The sequence below is a fragment of the Arthrobacter sp. CAN_A2 genome (assembly GCF_015752045.1).
GTDB lineage: Bacteria > Actinomycetota > Actinomycetes > Actinomycetales > Micrococcaceae > Arthrobacter_D.
In genome coordinates this window covers 79,334-99,178 of sequence record NZ_JADOUS010000006.1, presented here as the reverse complement: position 1 = coordinate 99,178, position 19,845 = coordinate 79,334, and the positions used below count along the sequence as shown (strand labels likewise).

General features: G+C 69.4%; 23 protein-coding genes. 6 read left to right on the top strand and 17 right to left on the bottom strand.

Annotated elements, in window-relative coordinates:
- Nucleotides 1-34 precede the first annotated feature (34 nt).
- The 4 genes from IWX63_RS09400 to IWX63_RS09385 all read right to left on the bottom strand — a co-directional run bounded on the left by IWX63_RS09400 (nt 35) and on the right by IWX63_RS09385 (nt 3,882).
- The gene (locus IWX63_RS09400; protein ID WP_199277908.1) at nt 35-952 is read right to left on the bottom strand and encodes an FHA domain-containing protein; all 918 of its coding nucleotides are present in this window, start codon (nt 950-952) and stop codon (nt 35-37) included.
- Nucleotides 953-967: 15 nt separating this feature from the next.
- A complete protein-coding gene (locus IWX63_RS09395) occupies nt 968-1,222 on the bottom strand; it encodes a hypothetical protein (RefSeq protein WP_199277907.1) in 255 nt (84 codons plus the stop codon).
- Between the two features lie 132 nt (nt 1,223-1,354).
- The gene (locus IWX63_RS09390) at nt 1,355-2,338 is read right to left on the bottom strand and encodes an aldo/keto reductase (protein WP_199277906.1); all 984 of its coding nucleotides are present in this window, start codon (nt 2,336-2,338) and stop codon (nt 1,355-1,357) included.
- Nucleotides 2,339-2,346: 8 nt separating this feature from the next.
- Nucleotides 2,347-3,882, bottom strand: a complete 1,536-nt coding sequence (locus IWX63_RS09385; protein WP_199277905.1) for a cryptochrome/photolyase family protein — start codon at nt 3,880-3,882, stop codon at nt 2,347-2,349.
- 131 nt (nt 3,883-4,013) lie between these two features.
- On the opposite strand from IWX63_RS09385, the gene IWX63_RS09380 reads away from it, so the two are divergent.
- Nucleotides 4,014-5,507 carry an FAD-dependent oxidoreductase gene (locus IWX63_RS09380; protein ID WP_199277904.1) on the top strand — a complete coding sequence of 498 codons (1,494 nt, stop codon included), beginning with the start codon at nt 4,014-4,016 and terminating at the stop codon, nt 5,505-5,507.
- 46 nt (nt 5,508-5,553) lie between these two features.
- Here IWX63_RS09380 and IWX63_RS09375 read toward each other — a convergent pair whose 3' ends face one another.
- From IWX63_RS09375 to IWX63_RS09365, 3 genes are all read right to left on the bottom strand, one after another.
- Nucleotides 5,554-6,216, bottom strand: coding sequence for a Pr6Pr family membrane protein (locus IWX63_RS09375; RefSeq protein WP_199277903.1), 663 nt, complete (start codon nt 6,214-6,216; stop codon nt 5,554-5,556).
- Between the two features lie 26 nt (nt 6,217-6,242).
- Nucleotides 6,243-6,662 (bottom strand): large conductance mechanosensitive channel protein MscL, encoded by a 420-nt coding sequence (mscL, locus tag IWX63_RS09370; protein ID WP_199277902.1) that lies wholly within the window; start codon nt 6,660-6,662, stop codon nt 6,243-6,245.
- A gap of 154 nt (nt 6,663-6,816) precedes the next feature.
- Nucleotides 6,817-7,374 carry a TetR/AcrR family transcriptional regulator gene (locus tag IWX63_RS09365; RefSeq protein WP_199277901.1) on the bottom strand — a complete coding sequence of 186 codons (558 nt, stop codon included), beginning with the start codon at nt 7,372-7,374 and terminating at the stop codon, nt 6,817-6,819.
- Between the two features lie 61 nt (nt 7,375-7,435).
- Here IWX63_RS09365 and IWX63_RS09360 point away from each other — a divergent pair, with 61 nt between their 5' ends.
- On the top strand, nt 7,436-9,010 hold the full coding sequence (locus IWX63_RS09360; RefSeq protein ID WP_199277900.1) for an MFS transporter: 1,575 nt from the start codon (nt 7,436-7,438) through the stop codon (nt 9,008-9,010).
- Nucleotides 9,011-9,109: 99 nt separating this feature from the next.
- Here IWX63_RS09360 and IWX63_RS09355 read toward each other — a convergent pair whose 3' ends face one another.
- Nucleotides 9,110-9,367 carry a WGxxGxxG family protein gene (locus IWX63_RS09355; RefSeq protein WP_199277899.1) on the bottom strand — a complete coding sequence of 86 codons (258 nt, stop codon included), beginning with the start codon at nt 9,365-9,367 and terminating at the stop codon, nt 9,110-9,112.
- A gap of 199 nt (nt 9,368-9,566) precedes the next feature.
- Here IWX63_RS09355 and IWX63_RS09350 point away from each other — a divergent pair, with 199 nt between their 5' ends.
- Complete coding sequence (locus tag IWX63_RS09350; protein WP_199277898.1) at nt 9,567-10,139, top strand: GNAT family N-acetyltransferase; 573 nt, start codon at nt 9,567-9,569, stop codon at nt 10,137-10,139.
- Nucleotides 10,140-10,259: 120 nt separating this feature from the next.
- Nucleotides 10,260-11,873 (top strand): peptide chain release factor 3, encoded by a 1,614-nt coding sequence (locus IWX63_RS09345; RefSeq protein WP_334685763.1) that lies wholly within the window; start codon nt 10,260-10,262, stop codon nt 11,871-11,873.
- Between the two features lie 35 nt (nt 11,874-11,908).
- On the opposite strand, the gene IWX63_RS09340 is transcribed toward IWX63_RS09345, so the two are convergent.
- The 9 genes from IWX63_RS09340 to IWX63_RS09300 all read right to left on the bottom strand — a co-directional run bounded on the left by IWX63_RS09340 (nt 11,909) and on the right by IWX63_RS09300 (nt 19,030).
- Nucleotides 11,909-13,033 carry a DUF1254 domain-containing protein gene (locus IWX63_RS09340; RefSeq protein ID WP_199277897.1) on the bottom strand — a complete coding sequence of 375 codons (1,125 nt, stop codon included), beginning with the start codon at nt 13,031-13,033 and terminating at the stop codon, nt 11,909-11,911.
- A gap of 63 nt (nt 13,034-13,096) precedes the next feature.
- The gene (locus tag IWX63_RS09335) at nt 13,097-13,807 is read right to left on the bottom strand and encodes a hypothetical protein (RefSeq protein ID WP_199277896.1); all 711 of its coding nucleotides are present in this window, start codon (nt 13,805-13,807) and stop codon (nt 13,097-13,099) included.
- A 198-nt stretch (nt 13,808-14,005) separates the two neighbouring features.
- Nucleotides 14,006-14,161: a hypothetical protein gene (locus IWX63_RS09330; protein ID WP_156135027.1), complete on the bottom strand. Its 156-nt coding sequence runs from the start codon at nt 14,159-14,161 to the stop codon at nt 14,006-14,008.
- 1 nt (nt 14,162) lies between these two features.
- Entirely contained in the window at nt 14,163-14,639 is a 477-nt protein-coding gene (locus tag IWX63_RS09325; protein ID WP_199277895.1) for a DUF6325 family protein, read from the bottom strand.
- A gap of 147 nt (nt 14,640-14,786) precedes the next feature.
- Complete coding sequence (locus IWX63_RS09320) at nt 14,787-15,632, bottom strand: class II glutamine amidotransferase (protein WP_199277894.1); 846 nt, start codon at nt 15,630-15,632, stop codon at nt 14,787-14,789.
- Nucleotides 15,633-15,857: 225 nt separating this feature from the next.
- Nucleotides 15,858-16,553: a hypothetical protein gene (locus IWX63_RS09315; RefSeq protein WP_199277893.1), complete on the bottom strand. Its 696-nt coding sequence runs from the start codon at nt 16,551-16,553 to the stop codon at nt 15,858-15,860.
- A gap of 115 nt (nt 16,554-16,668) precedes the next feature.
- The gene (locus IWX63_RS09310; protein ID WP_334685762.1) at nt 16,669-17,409 is read right to left on the bottom strand and encodes a GAF and ANTAR domain-containing protein; all 741 of its coding nucleotides are present in this window, start codon (nt 17,407-17,409) and stop codon (nt 16,669-16,671) included.
- Nucleotides 17,410-17,587: 178 nt separating this feature from the next.
- Nucleotides 17,588-18,241 (bottom strand): DUF3105 domain-containing protein, encoded by a 654-nt coding sequence (locus IWX63_RS09305; protein WP_199277892.1) that lies wholly within the window; start codon nt 18,239-18,241, stop codon nt 17,588-17,590.
- Between the two features lie 129 nt (nt 18,242-18,370).
- Entirely contained in the window at nt 18,371-19,030 is a 660-nt protein-coding gene (locus IWX63_RS09300) for a DUF305 domain-containing protein (RefSeq protein ID WP_199277891.1), read from the bottom strand.
- A 139-nt stretch (nt 19,031-19,169) separates the two neighbouring features.
- Between IWX63_RS09300 and IWX63_RS09295 the strand changes: the two genes are divergently transcribed.
- Nucleotides 19,170-19,496: a metal-sensitive transcriptional regulator gene (locus tag IWX63_RS09295; RefSeq protein ID WP_199277890.1), complete on the top strand. Its 327-nt coding sequence runs from the start codon at nt 19,170-19,172 to the stop codon at nt 19,494-19,496.
- Nucleotides 19,497-19,620: 124 nt separating this feature from the next.
- Nucleotides 19,621-19,845: a heavy-metal-associated domain-containing protein gene (locus IWX63_RS09290; protein ID WP_199277889.1), complete on the top strand. Its 225-nt coding sequence runs from the start codon at nt 19,621-19,623 to the stop codon at nt 19,843-19,845.

Sequence of the window (19,845 nt, the reverse complement as noted above, 5' to 3'; positions counted from 1 at the left end):
TGTCCCGCCCGTCGGTCTCCGGGCTGCACCGGGGTCAGGGCCGCCGCCGTCGGAAGTCTCCGACGCCGGCGGAGCCGTCCACCTCGGTGACGCCCGTCCGCGGATTGCGCTGCGGACGCTGGTAGGCGAGTTCGCCACCGCTGCGGCCTCCGAACGGCCGTCCGTGGTCCGCGTACTCCTCGCGGAAGAACGCCAGCGCCCACGCCCCGAACTGGATGCGCGCACCGGTGCGGAGGACGGACGGCTCCCTGCCGCTGACGCTGCCGGTGATGACGCCGTGCGGCACCAGCACGTACTCGTCGTCCTCCGTGTGGAGCACCTCCGCGTGCAGGGCGTCGAGACCGGTGAGGTTGAGCATCGCGTCCTCGCCGCTGCCGATCGTGGTGCGATCGGCGACCAGCTCGAATTCGCGCGGCACCTGGCCGGTCCACGTCGAGGAGTTCTGCACGAAGATGAGGCGCGGACGCCCGGCTCCCCGCAGGTAGTGCGTCGTCGTGATGGTCCGCCGGATCCGGCGGTTGACCGTCGGGACGAGCGGGAACGGCGTGGAGGGCGGGATGAGCGACGGCGCATCGCCCTTGGCGAGTGCGCGCCGCCCGATCCCGAGCAGGGGCGCGAGCGTTCCGGGCGAGCCGAGGCGGATGTGGGGGGACCGCGTGATGAGCCGCTGCGCCACGGAGGACTCCACGGCGCCGATGCTCACCAGCAGCCCCTTGGGCCCGGAGACCGAGACCGCGAGTCCGCGCTCCGCCAGTTGCCGGGCGACGTCCCGCACCTGCCCGAGGCCGGGGAGGTTGTTCCCGCGGAAGGAGCCGGGGTCGTCGACGAAGATCTCGACGGTGGTGCCGGCCGCCTTCACGGTGCCGGAGAGCCCTGCTTCCGGCTTGCCGTCGATGGCCGGCTCCCCAAGCGAGAAATCGATGTCAATGTCGAGCCTGAGTGAGGAGGCCATGACGGTTACGGCGGATCAGCCCGCGTGCGAATCGGAGCCGCTGGCCACGTTGTCGCTGGTCGTGATCCGCAGGGTGCCGTTGAACTTCCAGGTGGCGCGCGGGGCATCGGGGCCGATGTCACGCGGGACCTCGACGGTCATGTCCTGGAGCGTGTAGTTGATCGCGGCGCCGCGACCGGTCAGGTAGGACCACATCTCTTCGGCGAGGTCCGTCCAGTCGCGGATGGTGTGCGACTCGCCCGTGGTGACGCCTGAGGTGTTTTCAGTCATGTCGATTCCTTCGTCGGTGATCCAACAATGACAGACGTCCTCTAACTCCGTCTGACCTGGTAGTGCCCACCATAGCGGAGCGTCCGGCCCTGCGGAACCCGCCCGCGGGGCGGGCGGGTTCCGGTCAGCGGATCACCATCGCGGGTGCACGACGGCCCGGAAATGGCGGTCGTAGATGTCGGCGACGGCGGCACTCATCTCCGCGCCGAGGCCCACGTGATCGGCCGCTGCGGCGTTGGCCCTGGCCTGGTCGGGATTGCGGGCGCCGGGGATGACGGTGCTGACGCCCTCCTGCGCGATGATCCAGGCGAGGGCCGCCTGGGCGGTCGTGACGCCGTCGGGCACCAGGTCCGCGAATTCGCGGGCCGCCTCGACGCCGGTGGCGTAGTCGACGCCCGAGAAGGTCTCTCCGACGTCGAAGGCGGCGCCGTTCCGGTTGTAGTTGCGGTGGTCGTCCTCGGCGAAGGCGGTGTCCTTCGTGTACTTGCCGGACAGCAGCCCGGAGGCCAGGGGGACGCGGGCGATGATCCCGACGCCGGCGGCCTGCGCCGCGGGCAGGACCTCGTCGAGCGGCTTGAGGCGGAACGCGTTCAGGATGATCTGCACGCTGGCGGTATTGCCCCGGGCGATGGCGGCCAGCGCCTCGTCGGTGCGCTCTACGCTGACACCGTAGTTCCTGATGACGCCGTCGCCCACGAGGGTGTCGAGCGCGTCGTAGACCTCGTCGGAGCTGTACACGGCGGTCGGCGGGCAGTGGAGCTGGACGAGGTCCAGCACCTCGACGCCGAGGTTGGTCCGCGACCGGTCGATCCACTGGCGGAAGTTGGACAGCGTGTAGTTCTCGGGGACCTGGTCGACGCGGCGGCCCATCTTCGTGCCGACGAGGATGTCGAGGCCCGGGTTGTCCTTGAGGAAGGCCCCGATGGTCGATTCGCTGCGCCCGTCGCCATAGACGTCGGCGGTGTCGAAGAAGGTCACGCCGGCATCGACGGCGGCCTCGAGGACGGCGACGGCGTCCTTGTCCTCGACCTCGCCCCAGTCCGCGCCGAGCTGCCAGGTGCCGAGGCCGACGACGGAGACGGGACGGCCGGTTCTTCCAAGGGTTCTCTGTTCCATGATTCCGACTATAGGCCGGGGAGCGTGGCCTCCGTCGCCGGCGGCGGCGCGGCCGGGCCCGGGCTGCCCGTCGTCGACCCCTCGCCCCGGAGCCACCGCGCGGCCTCGTGGCGCAGGGCCGCCCGCCGCTCGTCGTCCATGCGGTCGAGGAGCACCACGCTCATGTTGGATCGGGGGTTGCGGGCGAACAGCTCGCGATGGTCGCCCACGAACTCCCAGTAAAGCGCGTCCCAGCTGAAGCGCCACGGGCCGTCCTTGAAGTCGCTCATCTTCTTGATGTAGTTGCTGCCGCTGACGTACGGCTTGGTGGTGATCATGGTCCCGGCCGCGAACTGGCTCATCGCGTAGACGTTGGGCACCATCACCCAGTCGTAGGCGTCGATGAACATCTCCATGAACCACTCGTAGACGGCGTCCGGCTTCGCCCGCATCAGCAGGGCCGCGTTGCCCAGCACCATGAGCCGCTCGATGTGGTGGGCGTACGCGGTGTCGAGGACGCGGGTGATCACGGAGTCCACGGGAGCGAGGCCCGTGTGCCCGGTCCACCAGCCCTCGTCGAGGTCCGCCGTGAGGCCGAGCGTGTTGCCGGTCCGCATCTCCCGCCCGCGGACCACGTAGGACGCCCGGATGTACTCGCGCCAGCCGATGACCTGGCGGATGAAGCCCTCGACGCTGGCGATCGGTGTGTGGTGGCGGTCGGCGAAGTCCAGGGCGAGGTCCACCACCTCGGCGGGACTGAGGAGACCGGTGTTCATGCTGGAGCTCAGCGCCGAGTGGAAGAGGTAGGTCTTGCCCTCCGCGATGGAGTCCTCGTAGGGGCCGAACAGCTCGAAGCGCTCGGTGAGGAACGCCTCGAGGGCATCGGAGGCCTGCCGGTGCGTGACGGGCCAGTTGAAGGACTCCGCGGCGCCGGGGTTGTCGGGGAACGCGCCCTGCACCCAGAGGATGGCGTCCTCGACCTCCGGCGGCCGCTGGAACTGCGGCAGGTGGGGCAGGTCGATCTTCTTCGGCAGCTTCTTGCGGTTGTCCGCGTCGAAGCTCCACCTCCCGCCCGTCGGGGAGCCGCCGGGCTCCACCATGATGCCGAGCCGCTTGCGCTGCCACTCGTAGAAGGTCTGCATGCGCCAGGTGTGCGAGGAGAAGTAGGTGCCGAGGACGTCGCGCGGCGTGAGGAACTGCGGGGTCTCGAGGACGCGGGCCGCCACGCCGGCGTCCGCGAGGGTCCGCGTGAGCCTGCGGTCCAGCCAGTCGTCGACGACGTCGTAGTAGGTCGCCTGCGTGGCGCCGCGGGCCGCGAGCGCGGCCGACAGCCTCTCCTGGCTGGTGGCCTCCGCGGAGGTCTCCACATAGTCGACGCCGTAGCCCGCGTCCCGGATCCGCCGCGCGAAGATGGTCATGGCCGCGCGGTGCAGGACGAGTTTCTGCTGGTGGAACCGCAGGCTGCGGAACATCAGGTCGTCCTCGAGGAAGATGAAGTGCGTGTCCGGGGACGCCTCGAGGTGCTCCTCGAACAGCTGGTGCGGAAGGACGAGCTGGACGTGCACGAAGGTGCCTTCCTGCAGGGGACGGTCGTCCGGTAACCCTAGCGCCCGCTGCCGACAGGCCCGGATGCTTGACCGTGGCCAGGCGTGGTGGTTCGGTGGGGACCACCGAACCGGCTCCGGAAGGAACCAGCATGAGATCGCTCTGGCTCGATACCGCTCCGCCCATCCCGGCCGACACCCTGCCGACGGGCGCCGCCTACGATTCGGTCGTCGTCGGGGCCGGACTGACCGGGCTGACGACGGCGCTCCTGCTGGCCCGGGCCGGCCACCGGGTGGCGGTCCTCGAGGCGCGGACCGTCGGGGCGGTGACCACGGGGAACACCACGGCGAAGCTCTCGCTCCTGCAGGGGACGAGCATCTCGGCGATCCTGAAGCACCACGACGTCGAGCTCGCCCGCGCCTACGTCCTCGGGAACCGCGAGGGCCAGAGCTGGCTGCTGCGCTTCTGCGGCGAGAACGGCATCGCCTATCAGACCCGGGACGCCATCGGGTACGCCACCACGGACACCGGGGCGCGGACGCTGAGCGCCGAGCACGAGGCGTGCGTCGCTGCCGGGCTCGCCACCGAGCTCGGCAGCGACGCCGCCCTGCCCTTCCGCGTGCGGAAGACGCTCCGCCTGAAGGACCAGGCCCAGTTCCACCCGCTCGAGGTGCTGGCCGGGCTGGCCTCCGGGTTCAGGCGGCACGGCGGCACGCTGGTCGAAGGCGTCCGCGTCGAGGGGCTCGAGAGGGCTCGCGTGGGCGCGGACGGCGTGGAGCTGAAGACCGACGCGGGCCCGGTGACGGCGGCGAACGTCGTCCTCGCCACGGGCATCCCCATCCTCGACCGCGGCGGCTACTTCGCCGTGCTGCAGCCCATGCGCTCGTACTGCGTGGCCCTGGCCGTGGAGGGCGACGTCCCGGAGGACATGTACCTCGGCGCGGACTCCCCCACCCGGTCGCTGCGCACCGCCGTCGTCGACGGCACCAGGTACCTGATCGTCGGGGGCAACGGCCACAAGGTGGGCCACAGCCTGAACACCCAGGCGAGGGTGGACGGCCTCACGCGGTGGGCACGCGAGTACTTCCCGACGGCGCGTCCCGCGTACGCCTGGTCCGCCCAGGACTACACGCCGGCCGCCGCCGTCCCCTACGTGGGCCAGGTACCGGCCGGCGGCGGGCACATCTATGCGGCCACCGGCTACAACAGGTGGGGCATGACCAACGCGGTCGCCGCATCGCTGGCCCTCGCGGGCGAGATCCTCGGCGGCAACATGCCCTGGGCGGAGACGCTGTACCGCACCAGGGTCAGCCCGGCCGACGCGCTCCAGACAGCGCAGGCGAACGCCGTCGTGGGCATGGAGATGGTCACCGGCTGGCTGGGCGGCCTCGCGAGGTCCTCCTCCTCCACGCCCGGCGAGGGTGAGGGCCGTGTGATCCGCGAGGGCGCGCGCCCCATCGGGGTCTGCACGGTCGACGGCGTGCAGCACCGCGTCTCGGCCGTCTGCCCCCACCTGAAGGGAGTCTTGTCCTGGAACGACGTCGAGCGGTCCTGGGACTGCCCGCTCCACGGGTCGCGCTTCACGGCTGACGGGAAGCTGCTCGAGGGGCCGTCGACGTCGGACCTCGCGGACACCCGTCGGTAGGGCGACGCGCGCCCGGGCTCAGCCGAGCAGGAAGGGCGGCCGCCGGTCAGTCGGCTCCGCGCCGGGCCTCGCCGACGAGTTGGGCGACAGGTCGGACGCGGCGGCTGACGAGGATCACGACGGCACCGAAAGCCAGGACGGCCGCCGCGATGACGACGACGTACAAAACCACCGAGGCGTAGCCGGACGCCGGGTCGAGGAACGGGTAGGGCACCCAGCCGTCGGTGGCACCCCGCACGAGGACCACCGTCACCCAGACCAGCGGGTAGACGAGGACGAGGCGGAGCACGCGGTAGGAGAGCGCACGCCGGTCCGTGGTCACGATCCAGTCCAGCACCGCGTAGACGGGGAAGCCGACGTGCATGACCCAGTTGGCCCAGGCGAGTTCCACGCCGCCCGGGAGTCCCGACAGCAGCAGGTTGTAGACGACGCCGACGACGAACATGTAGGTGGTGACGGCTGCCCGTACGGGCAGGAGCCATTCGGGTGCGGTTGCTCCGCGGACCTGGAGCACGGCGGCGGCGAGCAGGACCGCTGCGGCCATGAGGTTGCTCTGGATCGTAAAGAACCCGAAGAAGTTGAACGGGTTCACGGCGCCCCGGGACGCGGTGTCCAGGAAGGTGGACAGGACCGCCAGGACCACGACCGCCGCCACCACCAGGCGGACGCCGGCGCGGAGCGGCAGGCTCTGCGGGCGGAGGGAGCCCAACCCCGCAGGCGGACCGGCCGGGCCGGTCACGGCCGGACGCCCCGGGACGCCATGTCCTTCAGCAGGTCCCGCATCTCCGTGAGGAGGGCCGTGTCGACGGAGAGCGGGGCCTCCTCGTGGTCCTGCGGCGCGGCGAGCGCACGCAGCCGGGCCCGGGCACGGTTCATGGGCACGACGAACAGGAAGTAGACCACGGCCGCCGTGATGAGAAAGGTGACCACGGCCGTGAGGACGGCACCCACGTCGACGAACGTGGCGTCGTTTCCCGGCCGGATCCAGAAGCCGTACCCCGCCGTATCGATCCTGCCGGCGGAGGCGATGACCGGGCTGATGATGTTCGCCGTGAAGGCGCCCACGAGGGCCGTGAAGGCGCTGCCGATGACGACGGCGATCGCCAGTTCGATCACATTGCCGCGCAGAATGAAGTCCCTGAAACCCTTGATCATCCGTCCATCCCCTCCTCAGTACCCGAACCGCTTGTCCGGGCGAATCCTGCTCGCACGCCTCACTCCGGTGAGGCGTTCTTCCTGCGGACCCGTCCCGGCACAGGATGACCGCACCCGATGACCACCGGATGACGGCGCCGGGTGACGGGGTTCGTCAGGGTGCGGCGCCGCTGCGCCCGCTCCGGCTGACGATGAGGTCCACCACGCCGAGCAGCTCGTCGATCTCCGCGCCGCTCGTGCGGCCGGTCCCGGCCGAGGCGAAGAAGGCGGCGTCGTAGTAGAGGCCGTCGCCGAGGAGCTTGACGGCGTGCGCCGTCGTGCGGTCGCCGAGTTGGGCGTCGAGCGCGTCGAGCCACCGTTCCTGGATGTCGGCGAGGGAGGCCTTCGCCGTCGGGTGCCCCTGCTGGGCGAGGCGGGCCATGGACACGAGCGCGCGGTCGAGGGGGCTGTCCTCGAACACGGACGTCCGGACGTAGTAGCGGGCCGCCCCGTCCGGCGCGGCCGTCATCATCTCGCGGTCCTTGTCGGCGAGACCGCGGAGGCGGTCGGCCAGGCCGTCGACGAGCGCCTCCTTGGAGGGGAAGTGGTAGAGCAGTCCGCCCTTGGAGACATCGGCGGCCGCAGCCACCGCTTCCATGGTCGCGGCCCTCTCTCCGTCGCGGATCAGGGCTTTCTCGAAGCTGTCGAGGATGCGCTCGCGGGAACTGGACACTCCCTGATGATACCGGTCACGATAGTTGTACTGTACCGGCTGGACGGTATAGCTTGAATGGATGACCACGACACCTTCCTCCTCCGCACGTGTATCCGGGGTGAACCCGCGTGCCGTTCAGTCCCCCGACCCCCTGGCCGGCCGCCGCGAGTGGTTCGCCCTCGCCGTGCTGATGCTGCCGGTGCTGCTGGTCTCGGTGGACAACACGGTGCTGAGCTTCGCCCTGCCCGAGATCTCCCGCTACTTCGCAACGAGCGGGACCACACTGCTCTGGATCGTCGACAGCTATCCCCTCGTGCTCGCCGGCCTGCTGGTCGCGATGGGCAGCTTCGGCGACCGCTTCGGCCGCCGCCGCCTGCTCATGATCGGCGCGGTGGGCTTCGCCGTGTTCTCGGTGGTCGCGGCGTTCGCCCCGACGGCCGGGTTCCTGGTCGCCGCCCGCGTGGGTCTCGGCGTCTTCGGCGCCATGCTCATGCCCTCGACCCTCTCGCTCATTCGCAACATCTTCCTGGACCGGAACCAGCGCCGGATCGCCATCGCGGTTTGGGCCGCGGGCTTCTCGGCGGGCGCCGCACTCGGCCCCCTTCTCGGCGGCATCCTGCTCGAGCACTTCTGGTGGGGCTCCGTCTTCCTCCTCGCGGTGCCCGTGCTGGTGCTCATGCTCGCGCTGACCCCGGCCCTCGTGCCCGAATCGAGGGATGCCCACCCGGGCCTCGTGGACTACGCCAGCATCGTCCTGTCCATCGGCACCATGCTGCCGATCGTCTACGCCATCAAGAACCTGGCGAAGGGAGGCCCGCTGCTCGTCTCGGTGACCGTGGCCTTCATCGGGATCGCCGCGGGCACCGCCTTCGTCGCCCGCCAGCTGCAACGCCGCAACCCCATGCTCGACGTCCGCCTGTTCACGGTGCGCGCATTCAGCGGCGCCGTCCTCGTGAACCTGTTCGCGATCTTCTCGCTCGTCGGGTTCCTGTTCTTCGTCTCGCAGCACCTCCAGCTGGTGCTCGGGTTCAGCCCGCTCGACGCCGGGCTGGTCCTGCTGCCGGGCCTCCTCGTGACGATCATCGCCGGCCTCGCCGTCGTGCCGCTGGCCCGCCGGTGCCCGCCGCACGTCGTCGTCTCGATCGCCCTGCTGTTCTCGGCCGTCGCCTACGCGATGATCGCCCTGCTGGGTGAGGGCGGGTCCGCGGGCTTCCTCATGACCGCCTTCGTGATCCTCGGGATCGGCGTCGGCGCGTCCGAGACCGTGTCCAACGACCTGATCCTGTCCTCCGTCCCGGCCGCCAAGGCAGGCGCGGCGTCCGCCGTCTCCGAGACGGCCTACGAGGTCGGCTCGGTCCTCGGCACCGCCGTGCTCGGCAGCATCCTCCTCGCGTCCTACCAGCGGGACCTGGTCCTCCCGGCAGCGCTCAGCAGCGGCCAGGCGGAGACGTCCACCGAGACCCTCGGTGGAGCGGTCGAGATCGCGGCCCAGCTCGGCCCCGCCGATGCGTCGCTCCTCCGCGAATCGGCGTTCCAGGCCTTCGACAGCGGCGTCACACTGACATCCGGCATCGCGGCGCTGCTCATGGCCGGCGCGTCCATCCTTGCTGCCTGGAGCCTGCGAGGCACGACGGCGCAGCGCGTCGACCACTAGGCGGCAACCCCCGGGAACACCACAAGGGTCCCTTCCGGAAGGAATGGACCCCTGTCATGCCGGGCGCGCCCAGGCTTCGGGCCCGCCGGGAGCCGGGACCTAGTGTCCGGCGCGGTTCGGGTCGTTCACGCCCGAGGCGCCGTTGGCGCGGTGGTCGACGTGCTCCTTCTTGTTCTTCTTCAACAGACCCGCGAGGCCGAGAAGGCCGAGAAGGCCCCACAGGCCGTTGTCGCCGTTGTCGTCGCTCTCCTGGGTCTGGGTGGTGGAAGCCGGCTCTTCGGAGGCGATGGAGGGGGCTGCCATTCCCGTCAGGATGACGAGGGAGAGGGCTGCGGTAGCTGCGGTCTTGCGAATCATGGCGCTCCTTGGATTGGGGGGAAGGGACCCTGCTGGGACTCCATTGATCAGCCTACTTAGCATCTGGTCGCCGATCCCGTCGACATGGGTCCCGGAACTGCTTGCCAGACACGGGAGCCGTGAGGTAGCCGACCCCCTCCTCCGAGGCCGGTCACCCGCACCCGTTGTCCGCCGGGGGTGCGGGTGGAACAGTGGGGTCATGGTGATCGAGGTGCGTCCGGCAACGGCGTTCGAGGACGTCGCGACGATGGTGGGACCGAGGCGCGCGGATGCGAAGGCCTGCTGGTGCCTCAGCTACCGCCTCCCGTCGAAACAGAATGCCGCACTGACAGGGCAGGGGCGCGGTGACCTCGTGCAGCGCCTGTGCCACCAGGATCCGCCGCCCGGGGTGCTCGCGTACGACGGCGACGACGTCGTCGGCTGGGCGGCCGTCCACCCGCGCGCCGACACGGCCTTCGCCCGCAGCCGCACGATCCCCCGCGTCGACGACGCCGACGTGTGGTCGGTGTGGTGCATCCGGGTGCGGCCGGGGCATCGCGGCAAGGGCATCTCGCATCGGCTGCTCGCAGGCGCGGTGGACTTCGCGGACAGTCACGGCGCCCCGGCGATCGAGGGGTACCCGGTCGACAACAAAGGGCTGAAGGTCGACACCACGATGGCCTACGTCGGCACGCGCCGGCTCTTCGAGGCGGCAGGATTCACCCGGGCGGCTGACACCACATCGGTGGTGAGCGGGTTCCCACGGATCCTCATGCGGCGAGAGCTGCACTGACGCCGACGGCGCCGTCGGGATCCGCCGCTCCGGACCCTCCCGGGCCGCCCGCACCCACGCGGACAGCGAACAGGGGCCCCCGCCGACGGGCGCCCCGCCGGTATCGGGGACAATGGGAGGGTGGCCCTGCTAACCGAATCCCCCGTCCTCGACGCCGACGCCGTCCGCCGCGAGGCCGGACGCCGTCGCACCTTCGCCGTCATCTCGCACCCCGATGCCGGGAAGTCGACCCTCACGGAGGCGCTGGCGCTGCTCGCCCGGGCCATCCAGGACGCCGGCGTCACGCACGGCAAGTCGAGCCGCCACGCGACGGTCTCGGACTGGATGGGCATCGAGCAGGAACGCGGCATCTCGATCAGCTCCGCCGCCCTCCAACTGACCTACCGCGACACGATCCTCAACGTCGTCGACACCCCGGGCCACGCGGACTTCTCCGAGGACACGTACCGCGTCCTCGCCGCCGTCGACTCCGCGGTGATGCTGATCGACGCCGCCAAGGGCTTCGAGCCGCAGACCGTCAAGCTGCTCGCGGTGTGCAAGGCACGGAACATCCCGATCATCACGGTCATCAACAAATGGGACAGGCCGGGCCTCGACGCCCTCGGCCTGATCGACGACGTCGGGGAGCGCACCGGGATGACGCCGGTCCCGCTCACCTGGCCGGCCGGGATCGCCGGAGAGTTCCAGGGGCTCCTCGACCTCCGGGCGGAGCGGGCGATCGCTCTGACGGCGGTGGAGGCCGGCGCCCAGGCCGCCACGGAGACCGAGGTGGACATCGACGCCCTCGACCCGCGCGACGCCGGCGCCTGGCTCGACGCCCGCGAGGAGTCGGGCCTCGTCGAATCCTCACACGGCTCCTTCGACCGCGAGGAGTTCGAGGCGGCCCGGCAGACGCCCGTCCTCTTCGCCGCCGCAGCCAAGAACTTCGGTGTCTCCCAGCTCCTCGACATCCTCGTGGACGTGGCGCCCTCCCCCAGCCCCCGCCCCTCGAAGGAGGACGAGCCGCGCCCGATCGACGCGCCGATGTCCGGCTTCGTGTTCAAGGTGCAGGCCGGCCAGGACAGCGCCCACCGCGACCACATCGCGTACCTGCGCATCTGCTCCGGCACGTTCGAGCGCGGCATGGTCATCACCAACCAGCGCACAGGGAAGCCCTTCGCCACCAAGTACGCGCACCGCGTCCTCGGACGCAGCCGCGAGGTGGTGGACACCGCCTGGCCAGGTGACGTCGTCGGACTCGTGAACGCGACGAGCCTCCGCGTCGGTGACAGCCTGTTCGCCGAGGAGCCCGTGCAGTTCCCCGACATCCCGCGCTTCTCCCCCGAACTGTTCGCCGTCGCGCGCGCCAAGGATCCGGGACGGTACAAGCAGTTCCGGCGCGGCATCGAACAGCTCGAGCACGAGGGCGTGGTGCAGGTGCTGCGCTCGGACCTCCGCGGCGACCAGGCGCCCGTGCTCGCGGCCGTCGGGGCCCTGCAGTTCGAGGTCGCCGCCGAGCGGCTCGGCACCGAGTTCAACGCGCCGACCTCGCTGGACAACCTCTCCTACACGCTCGCGATGCGCGTGGCGCCGGAGAGCCAGGGGGTTCCCCAGACCTTCCGCGGCGGCGAGATCCTCTTCCGGTCCGACGGCGAGATCGTGGCCGTGTTCGGGGACAAGTGGAAGGTGGGGCACTTCAAGAAGGACCATCCCGAGGTGGTCCTCGAACCGATCGGCGCCGCGGTCGACCAGTAGCACGGCGGCCGCCCCGGCCTACGCGGTGAGGACGGTCAGCGGCCCGACTGCTTCTGATCCGGGGCCGGATGGAACGGTCCGAGGACAGCGGCGCGGTCAACATCGGCCACGGCGACCATCAGAGTGGCCGGCTCGTCCGAGGCCGCGGAGGCGACCGTCATCGTCGCGATCAGGGGGTCCCCGCCGAGCCCCCGCAGGTGCTTGCGCTGCTCGGGATCCGCGGGCGCGACGCTGACGGTGAGAACCTGCACCAGGCCCTCGGTCCAGGCGGCGGGGCTGCCCCGCCAGGCGAACACGTCCGAGATCCACACGGCGTGCCCCCTCACCCAGCGGGTCTTCCCGGACCGGAGTACCCTGACCGGGATGTTGCCGCGTCGCCGGCGCAGCGCCCGGTTGCGGTAGATGACGGTGAACAGTCCGAGGGCACACAACCAGAGCGGCACCCCCAGGAACGCCAATAACGCCCAGATCATCTCGTTCCCTTCATCGTCGCGCGCGGGTGGGCTCAGTCCGTCCGGCTGATTCCCGGGCACCGCCAGGAGCCGTCGAGGGCCGGGGGCCTCGGCCGGTACATCCTGAGTAGGACGAACCACTGGCTCTCGGATGAGGACGGCAGCCAGTTCTGCTGCCGCTCGTCGGCCGGCGGGTCCGGCTGCAGGTACAGCATCAGCCCCCCCCGTCGTCGTCCATCCGCAGCTCGGACGCGTGGTCACCGACCGAGTAGCGACGGCGAAGTCTCCAGCGCCCGGCCCGGTGGTGCGCTGACCCGCGTAACCGAAATTGTCCGAGGTGAACGAGGCGAGCTGGAAGGCGAAGTACCGCTCACCCATGTCCGGGTGGGACAGGATCAACGGCCCGTCACGGAGGTCCAACCAGGCCAGGGAGTACAGCGAGTCCGTACTCGGGCAGCCGCCCGCCCGGTAGGTCGCATCCAGGATCCGGCTGGCATGCCAGAACTCGTTGACAGCCGCAGCCGGGATGACCGCGGGGTCCTGCGTGCTCGTCGCCCAGTCATGCCGGAGCTTGGCGTTGTAGATGTAGGCGAATCCGTAGATGAAGGCCTGTACCCCCGCCGTGTAGGCGTATTCGTCGCGCCAGTCGAGCATGCCGACCGGTGGGGCGGGCGACGCCTCCGGGCCGGCGGTCGAGGTCTCTGCCATGGTGCGCTCCTCGCAGTGATGTCCGGCCGATCTCGGGACAGTGCCGGGTGGACGAGCCGACGCTCAGGGCGTGAAGTTGCTGAACGGTCCGCCCACACGGTCGTAGGTGTTCCCGAGGTCGTCCTGGAGGATGTGTGCGGTCCCGTTCTCGGGGGTGAGGACGAGGTCCTGGTCCAATGTCACGGCTCGGTACGACCACCCCTCGGGGAGGCGCAGACGCTCACCCAGCTGCGTCATGGCGGCGTACGTCTGGTGCGGGTCGATGATGAGGCTGACCGACTTCATCACCCACGTATTGCCGTCCGGGTCGTCCAGGATGAAGGCGGGAGATCCCTTGTCGATGCCGAACTCGGTGTCACGCTTGCCCGTGATGGGTTTGTACGCCAGTTCCTCCTGACGGCCGCCTATCCCCTTGGGGACGTCCAGCCACATGACCCAGCGGGCCTTCAACCCGTGGAAGTCACGCTCACTGCCGACCTTGGCATCGATCCAGTCCAGGCACCACAGGCGGGGGCCGTTCTTGAAAGCGGCAGGGGTGCCGTATTCCTCCGCGAGGGCCTGCATGTCGAGGCGATCCAGAACAGGCTGGGGGCAGGTGTCGCCGGAACCGTCGGGATCGTTCAGGCCGATGGTGTTGTAGATGCTGCCGATCATCTCGCCGGTCTCGGCGGGTGCGATCAGGAAGATCTCGGTGTAGCGCTGCGCCCGTACTCCCTCGAACCGCATGAGGGTCACCTCGGCGTCGTCCTTCGGCAGCTTCACGGACAGTGACATGGTCTTCGTCCTTCGTCGTAGGAACGGAACCGGCCGATGCAGCCGGCGGTCCCGGCAGATGCCTGCATCTTGTCGATGCGCCGGAAGTCGTCCTCGTACCCGTCGATGACGATGCGCGCCGGTGCGCATGACCGCGAAGTCATGCGCACCGGCGAACAAGGATTCCGTGATGTGACGATCGACGTGTCTTCTACGGTGTCAGTCGCGGCGATCCCGGCGATCCTCGCGCCGGTCCCCACGGTCGTCCCGCCGGTCCTCCCGGCGGTCTCCGCGACGGTTGATCCCGTGGGCGACGACGATGGCCCCGCCGACGGCGGCGGCGGTCCTGCGCCTGCGGCGTGCTGCGAGTGGCATGTCAGACTCCTTCCTTCATTGCTTCGGCCGACCGGGTGTCGGCCTCGTCGGCCTGGAAGGCGGCGATGACGGCCTGGGTGGGGATACGGCCGCTGGCCACGAGCTGGCCGCCGGCCTTGCGGACGGCCGCACCGAACGGGGCCGCCCACTGGTTCTCCCAGACGAGCACCGCGGCGGAGTGGCCGGGCTCGATCGTCTCGGCGAGGTCCATGATGTCCTGCTCGGACAGCACCATCGCGAGCTCGGTCTCAGCCATGCGGATCCCGCCGAGCTCGGTCTCGTCGAGGTCGGAGATCTCCGCCGTCTCGAGCGCGCCGTCCGCGTTCTTCCGCAGGAACGCCATATCGAGGACCCTGATGAGTTCACGATTGACCAGGTCCTCCAGGAACGGGGCGATCTGGCCCTTGCCGAAGTCCGGCCCGGGGAACTCCACGACGAGCCAATCCACCGGCCCTGGTTCATCCATCGTCTCAGCCATGCTGAAGACCTCCGTTTCTCATTGTGACGGGCGGTCCGACGGGCCGCCGCAGTCTCATCCTGTGGGCCGGTGGCATGCGGCGCGTCACCCACGCGGGGTGACCTCACGCCGGGTCCTGGCGTCGGACGGATGGAGACCGAGGATGGCTCAGACTGCCGCAGCGACCGGGGTCGAGGGCGAGAACGGGTACAGTTCCTGCTCGCCTCCGTGCACGACGACGCACGTGGCGTCCGGCACTTCCCGCCACGCCCCGCGGAGGTCCCCGAGCGGCTCGGAGACCACCAGCCGCGTATCGTCCGAGAGTTCATGGATCAGGGGGTTGTCCGGGTACTGGGCACGGAGGGTCGCGATGTCATTGCTGTGGAAGAGTGATCGCGAGTTGCCCTCGCTGGAGTAGCGGAAGGCCCAGGTGGTGTCGCCGTCGGTGGTTGCGACCGTCATCTGGAGGGGGTAGTCGATGCCGTGGCGCCGTCCGGTCTCCTCGATGAGTCCCACCGCCTCCGCGACCGCCGCTTGCGGGTCCCGTTCCAGCCCGAAGGTGAGGGCGAGGTAGAAGAACAGTTCCGAGTCCGTCGACCCTTCGATCTCGGGGTAGAGGTCGGGCTCGACCGCCATGGCCAGATCACGCTTCACCTTGTGGAAGTCCGTGAGGACCCCGTTGTGCATCCAGAGCCACTGGCCGTGGCGGAACGGGTGGCAGTTCGTCTGTTGGACGGCCGTGCCGGTGGTGGCACGGATATGTGCGAACACGTGGCCGGCCGAGGCATGCCCTGCGAGCTCGCGCAGGTTGCGGTCGTGCCAGGCAGGCTCGGTGCTGTGGTAGACCCCGGGAGTCGGCCCGGTCCCGTACCAGCCGACGCCGAACCCGTCGCCGTTGGTGGTCTCGACGCCCATGCGTGAGTGCTTGCTCTGCATGACGAGGGAGTTCACGGGTTTGTAGAGAAGGTCGTCCAATCGCACGGGGGAACCTGAATACGCTAGCCAACGACACATGTCGTCTCCTTCGGATCGGGCCGGATTTCCAGACGGGGCCGGAGCCAGTCCGCCGGCCCTCATGGCCGTCCCGGCGATGCTGGGGACGTCCGTACTCATCCTGAACACGGTAGACCTGCGGCGCGTCACCCGCGCGGGGTGACCTCACGCCCCTGGATCAGGTGCCCGCGCATCGCGTGGTCGGGTGTGTCGACCGGAGGCGGCCCCCGCGGAACGGGGTGGGTGCTAACGGAGGCGCTGGTAGTTGTTCTCGAGCTCGTCGAGGACGACCGTGTTCGGCGGGTCGCTGTCATAGGTGGCCCGCATGACGAGTTCGTCCTCGAGGGTCCTGGCCCGGTAGGCCCACCCCTCCGGCAACGCCAGGCGTTCTCCGAGGGTCGGTAGCCTGTCGACGGTGTTGCCGGGGTCCACCCTCAACGAGGCGCTCTGCATGACGAACACGGTTCCCTCAGGGGACACCAGCTCGTACACCTCCGAGCCGGCCTCGAAGAACCATGTGGTGGAGCGCTTGGAGACCGTCTCCCGGTAGGGGGTCTGCTTGCCGGCGATGAACGCGTCGAAATCCGGGACGACGAACGTGCCGTACAGGTACATGGGGAGGGGGCCCATCATGCTGGGCTTGCCCCCGTCGAAGGCCTCCCCTTCGAAGCGGTCGGCGAGGAAACGGCGCGGACCGTTGAAGCGGATCCCGTCTCCGCCGTGTTCCTTCCTCAGCATCTCCGGATCGAGTGCCAGGAATCGCGCGTCGAAGTCCTCGTCGGAGACGTCATCGACCACCCCGAGGGAGTTGTAGTAGTTGCCCGCCCCTCCGGGTCCTTCCGGGTCCCTGCTCATGATCAGGACCTCGGCATGGTGCTTCCCGTGCCCGTGGTCACCCGAGACGATGACGGCTTGCTGTTCCTTGTCCGCGCTTGTAGTCATGGTGCACCTCTTCCTCGCTGTGGATGGCGTAGGACGCCACCATTACCCGTCCGGGCTCCCCCTGCATCCCCCGCAGGGGATGAGGTCATGAGCTACAGCGGGGACCTGAGGATGGTCAGGGGACGAAGTGCGTCTCGGGGAGCTGCTGGCCGATCGAGGTGACCACGGCGGCGGCGATGTCCGCCAGCTTGATGTTCCGTCCACTGGATGCGGCTTTGAGGATGGTGATGGCTGCTTCGTGGCTGCACCGGTTCTGGCCCATGATGATGCCCGCCGCCACGTCGATCGTGGTCCGAGAGCTCATCGCAGCCTGTAGGTGCTCGCCCGTGTCGGTGAGGTGGGCCACCCGGACTGCGACGCGGAGGAACTTCGAGGCCTCCGTGGCGAGCTGCACGGCTTCGGCGATGGATTCGTCGCCGAAGGCGTGGGGCTGGGGTGAATACACATTCAGGCCGGCGGCCGCGAGGCCTTCGAGCGGGATCGGCACGCCGATGGCGGAGCGCATCCCGTGCTCCGCGATGGCAGCCGTGTAGTTTCCGAAGCGTTTCTCCTCGAGGAAATCGTCCACGCGGTAGACCTGACCGTCCCGGGCGGCCCTGATGCACGGTCCGTCGTCGAAGGCGTACTGGACCTCGTCCATGAGCTTCGCCTGCTCGCTGCTGCTGGCGACCGTCCCCATGGATCCGTGCCGCAGGAGCGTGACACCGCACATCATCTCGGCGCCCCGGGTCGAGAGGGTGTCCGCCGCGAGCCTGGCAAGCCCGTCGAGGAACTCGTTGATGTCCGAGCTGTCCAGGACCATGTCCTGCAGCATCCCGGGCAGGGACAGTTCTCCGAGGTTCTTCTCGTCCGTCACGACGGGGTACCTTCCGATCATCCGGGCCGCCGATACGCAGCCCCGACTGGCTACGCTACCGAAGTGTTCGCACGCGGAGACAACGAATGCGGGGATGACGACGGCTCGTCGAGGGGGGACGCCGACGACGCGACAGGACCGTGGTGGGTCCTGCCGCGCCGTCGGCGATGCGGGGTTCCTAGGAGGCGAGGCCCGCGGGCGTGACGCCACCGGAGCAGGCCGCGCCCGGTTCGCGGGTCTGCTCGCCCTGGATGTACTTGGTGAGGAACGTGTCCAAACGGGGGTCGTCGGCGGAGTCGACCGTGAGCTGGATACCCCAGGCGCTGGCGGCGACGGGCGACTCGAGGCCGGGGTAGGGGCTGAGCAGCACGTAGGAGCGCTTCCCCACGAGCTCGGTCAGCTTGTCGATCTCCGCCTGGCCGATGTCCGGGTTGTAGGCGATCCAGACAGCGCCGTGTTCCAGCGAGTGGACGGAGTTCTCGTTCGGGAGGGGTTCCGTGTAGACACCGCAGTTGGTCCAGACGGGGCTGTGGTTGCCTCCGACGGGCGGCGACTGCTCGTACTCCACCGGACCGTCCACGTGCTCGAACGTCACGTCGGGGTATTCCTGGACGCCCTCGATGGGCTGGGACGCCTGGGCGTCGCGCTCCCGGTTGTCCTGCACCTGGTTCACGATGACCAGGGTCACCGCGATGATGATCGCCAGGATGACGGCGCCGATCCCGCCGAAGATGAGGGCGTTGCGCTTGCGTTCACCGGCCCGCTGCTGGGCTTGGATGGCGGCCAGGCGCGCTTGGCGGTCCTGGTTCTCCTGAGACCGTTTCTTGTTCAACGAGGTGTCCTTCGGTGCTGGGGTGGCTGCGGCGGTCGCCGCGGTTCGGTTAGCGCCGGAACCAAATGTACCGGCGGGGGCCGCCTGTCCCCGAACCGCCCGGCGGGGCGGCAGCGGGACAGCGCGGCACTACAGGGCGTCGAGCATGGTCTGCATGAGGGCAATCTCGGCCTGCTGGCCGGACTGGATCTTCGTGGACAGCGTGCGGACCTGCTCCGTCTCCGCAAGGTCGGCACCGGCTGCGGCCATGTCCACGCCCGCCCGGTGATGGCTGATCATCAGCGTCAGGTACAGCCTCTCGGCGTCCTCGCCGCGCGCGGCACGCAGCTCGTCGAGCTGGGCTTCTGTGGCCATGCCGGGCATGAGACCGTCCGGCATGAGCATGGATCCACCGTCCGCACCCGACCCCATGTCCATCCCGCCGTGGTCACCCGAGCCCGCCATCCACTCCATGCGCGGCTGTGAGTCGCTCTGCGGCAGCCCCCATTCCTCGAGCCACGCGTACATCTGCCCCGCCTGCTGCTGCTGGGTCAGGGCAATGTCATAGGCGATGGACCGGAGGGTCTCGTCCTCCACGGTGTCGCGCACGATCATGGACATCTCCACGGCCTGGTTGTGGTGGACCTGCATGTCCCTGGCGAACCCCGCATCAGCACTGCCGGCGTCGGGGTAGGAGGGTCCGGCGGAGACGCGGCCCGCGGTGAACGCGAGGGCGAACAGCGCGACGACGGCGATCGCAGCGAGGATCACGAGGACTCGCTTCTGCCAGCCCGACAGCGAGAGGGTCATGAACGTCCTTGGGTCGAGAGTGTGCCGGTTAGCCAACGTACGGCATCCTGCTGGGTGTTCCCTCCACGCGGGAATACCAGGAGGGCTTGGCGGTTATACCCCCCAAGGGTATCGTGGACCGTATGCGAGGAGCTAATTCATGACCACCGGGACCGATGCGGAGAACACCGTGCAGCACGGCTACACGGACGACAAGGACGCCTACCTCAAACGGCTGCGGCGCATCGAGGGCCAGGTCCGCGGCATCGCACGGATGGTCGAGGAGGACAAGTACTGCATCGATATCCTCACGCAGGTCGCGGCCGTCAACAAGGCCCTCCACGCCGTCTCGATGGGACTGCTCGAGGAGCACATCTCGCACTGCGTCGTCGGAGCCGCCCAGGACTCCCAGGTCTCCGGCAACTGCGACGCCGTGCAGGAGAAGGTCCAGGAAGCCACCGCCGCGATCGGACGCCTTCTGCGCTGACAGCCGCGTCCTGCGGTGGCAGCAGAGGACGCCCATCAGCACCGAGCCACACGCCCCACCGCCTGATCCAGCGCCTGATCCACCCACCGATCCACCCACCGATCCACCCACCGAGGAGAACACCATGAGCACCACCACCATCAACATCACCGGCATGACCTGCGGCCACTGTGTCAGCGCGGTCAAGAGCGAACTGTCGGAACTCCCCGGCGTCGAGACCGTCGACGTCGAGCTCGTGAACGGCGGCACCTCCACCGCCACCATCTCCTCCTCCGCACCGCTGGATGCCGCCTCGATCGACGGCGCCGTCGCCGAGGCCGGCTACACCGTGGTGCCTGCCGGTTCCTGA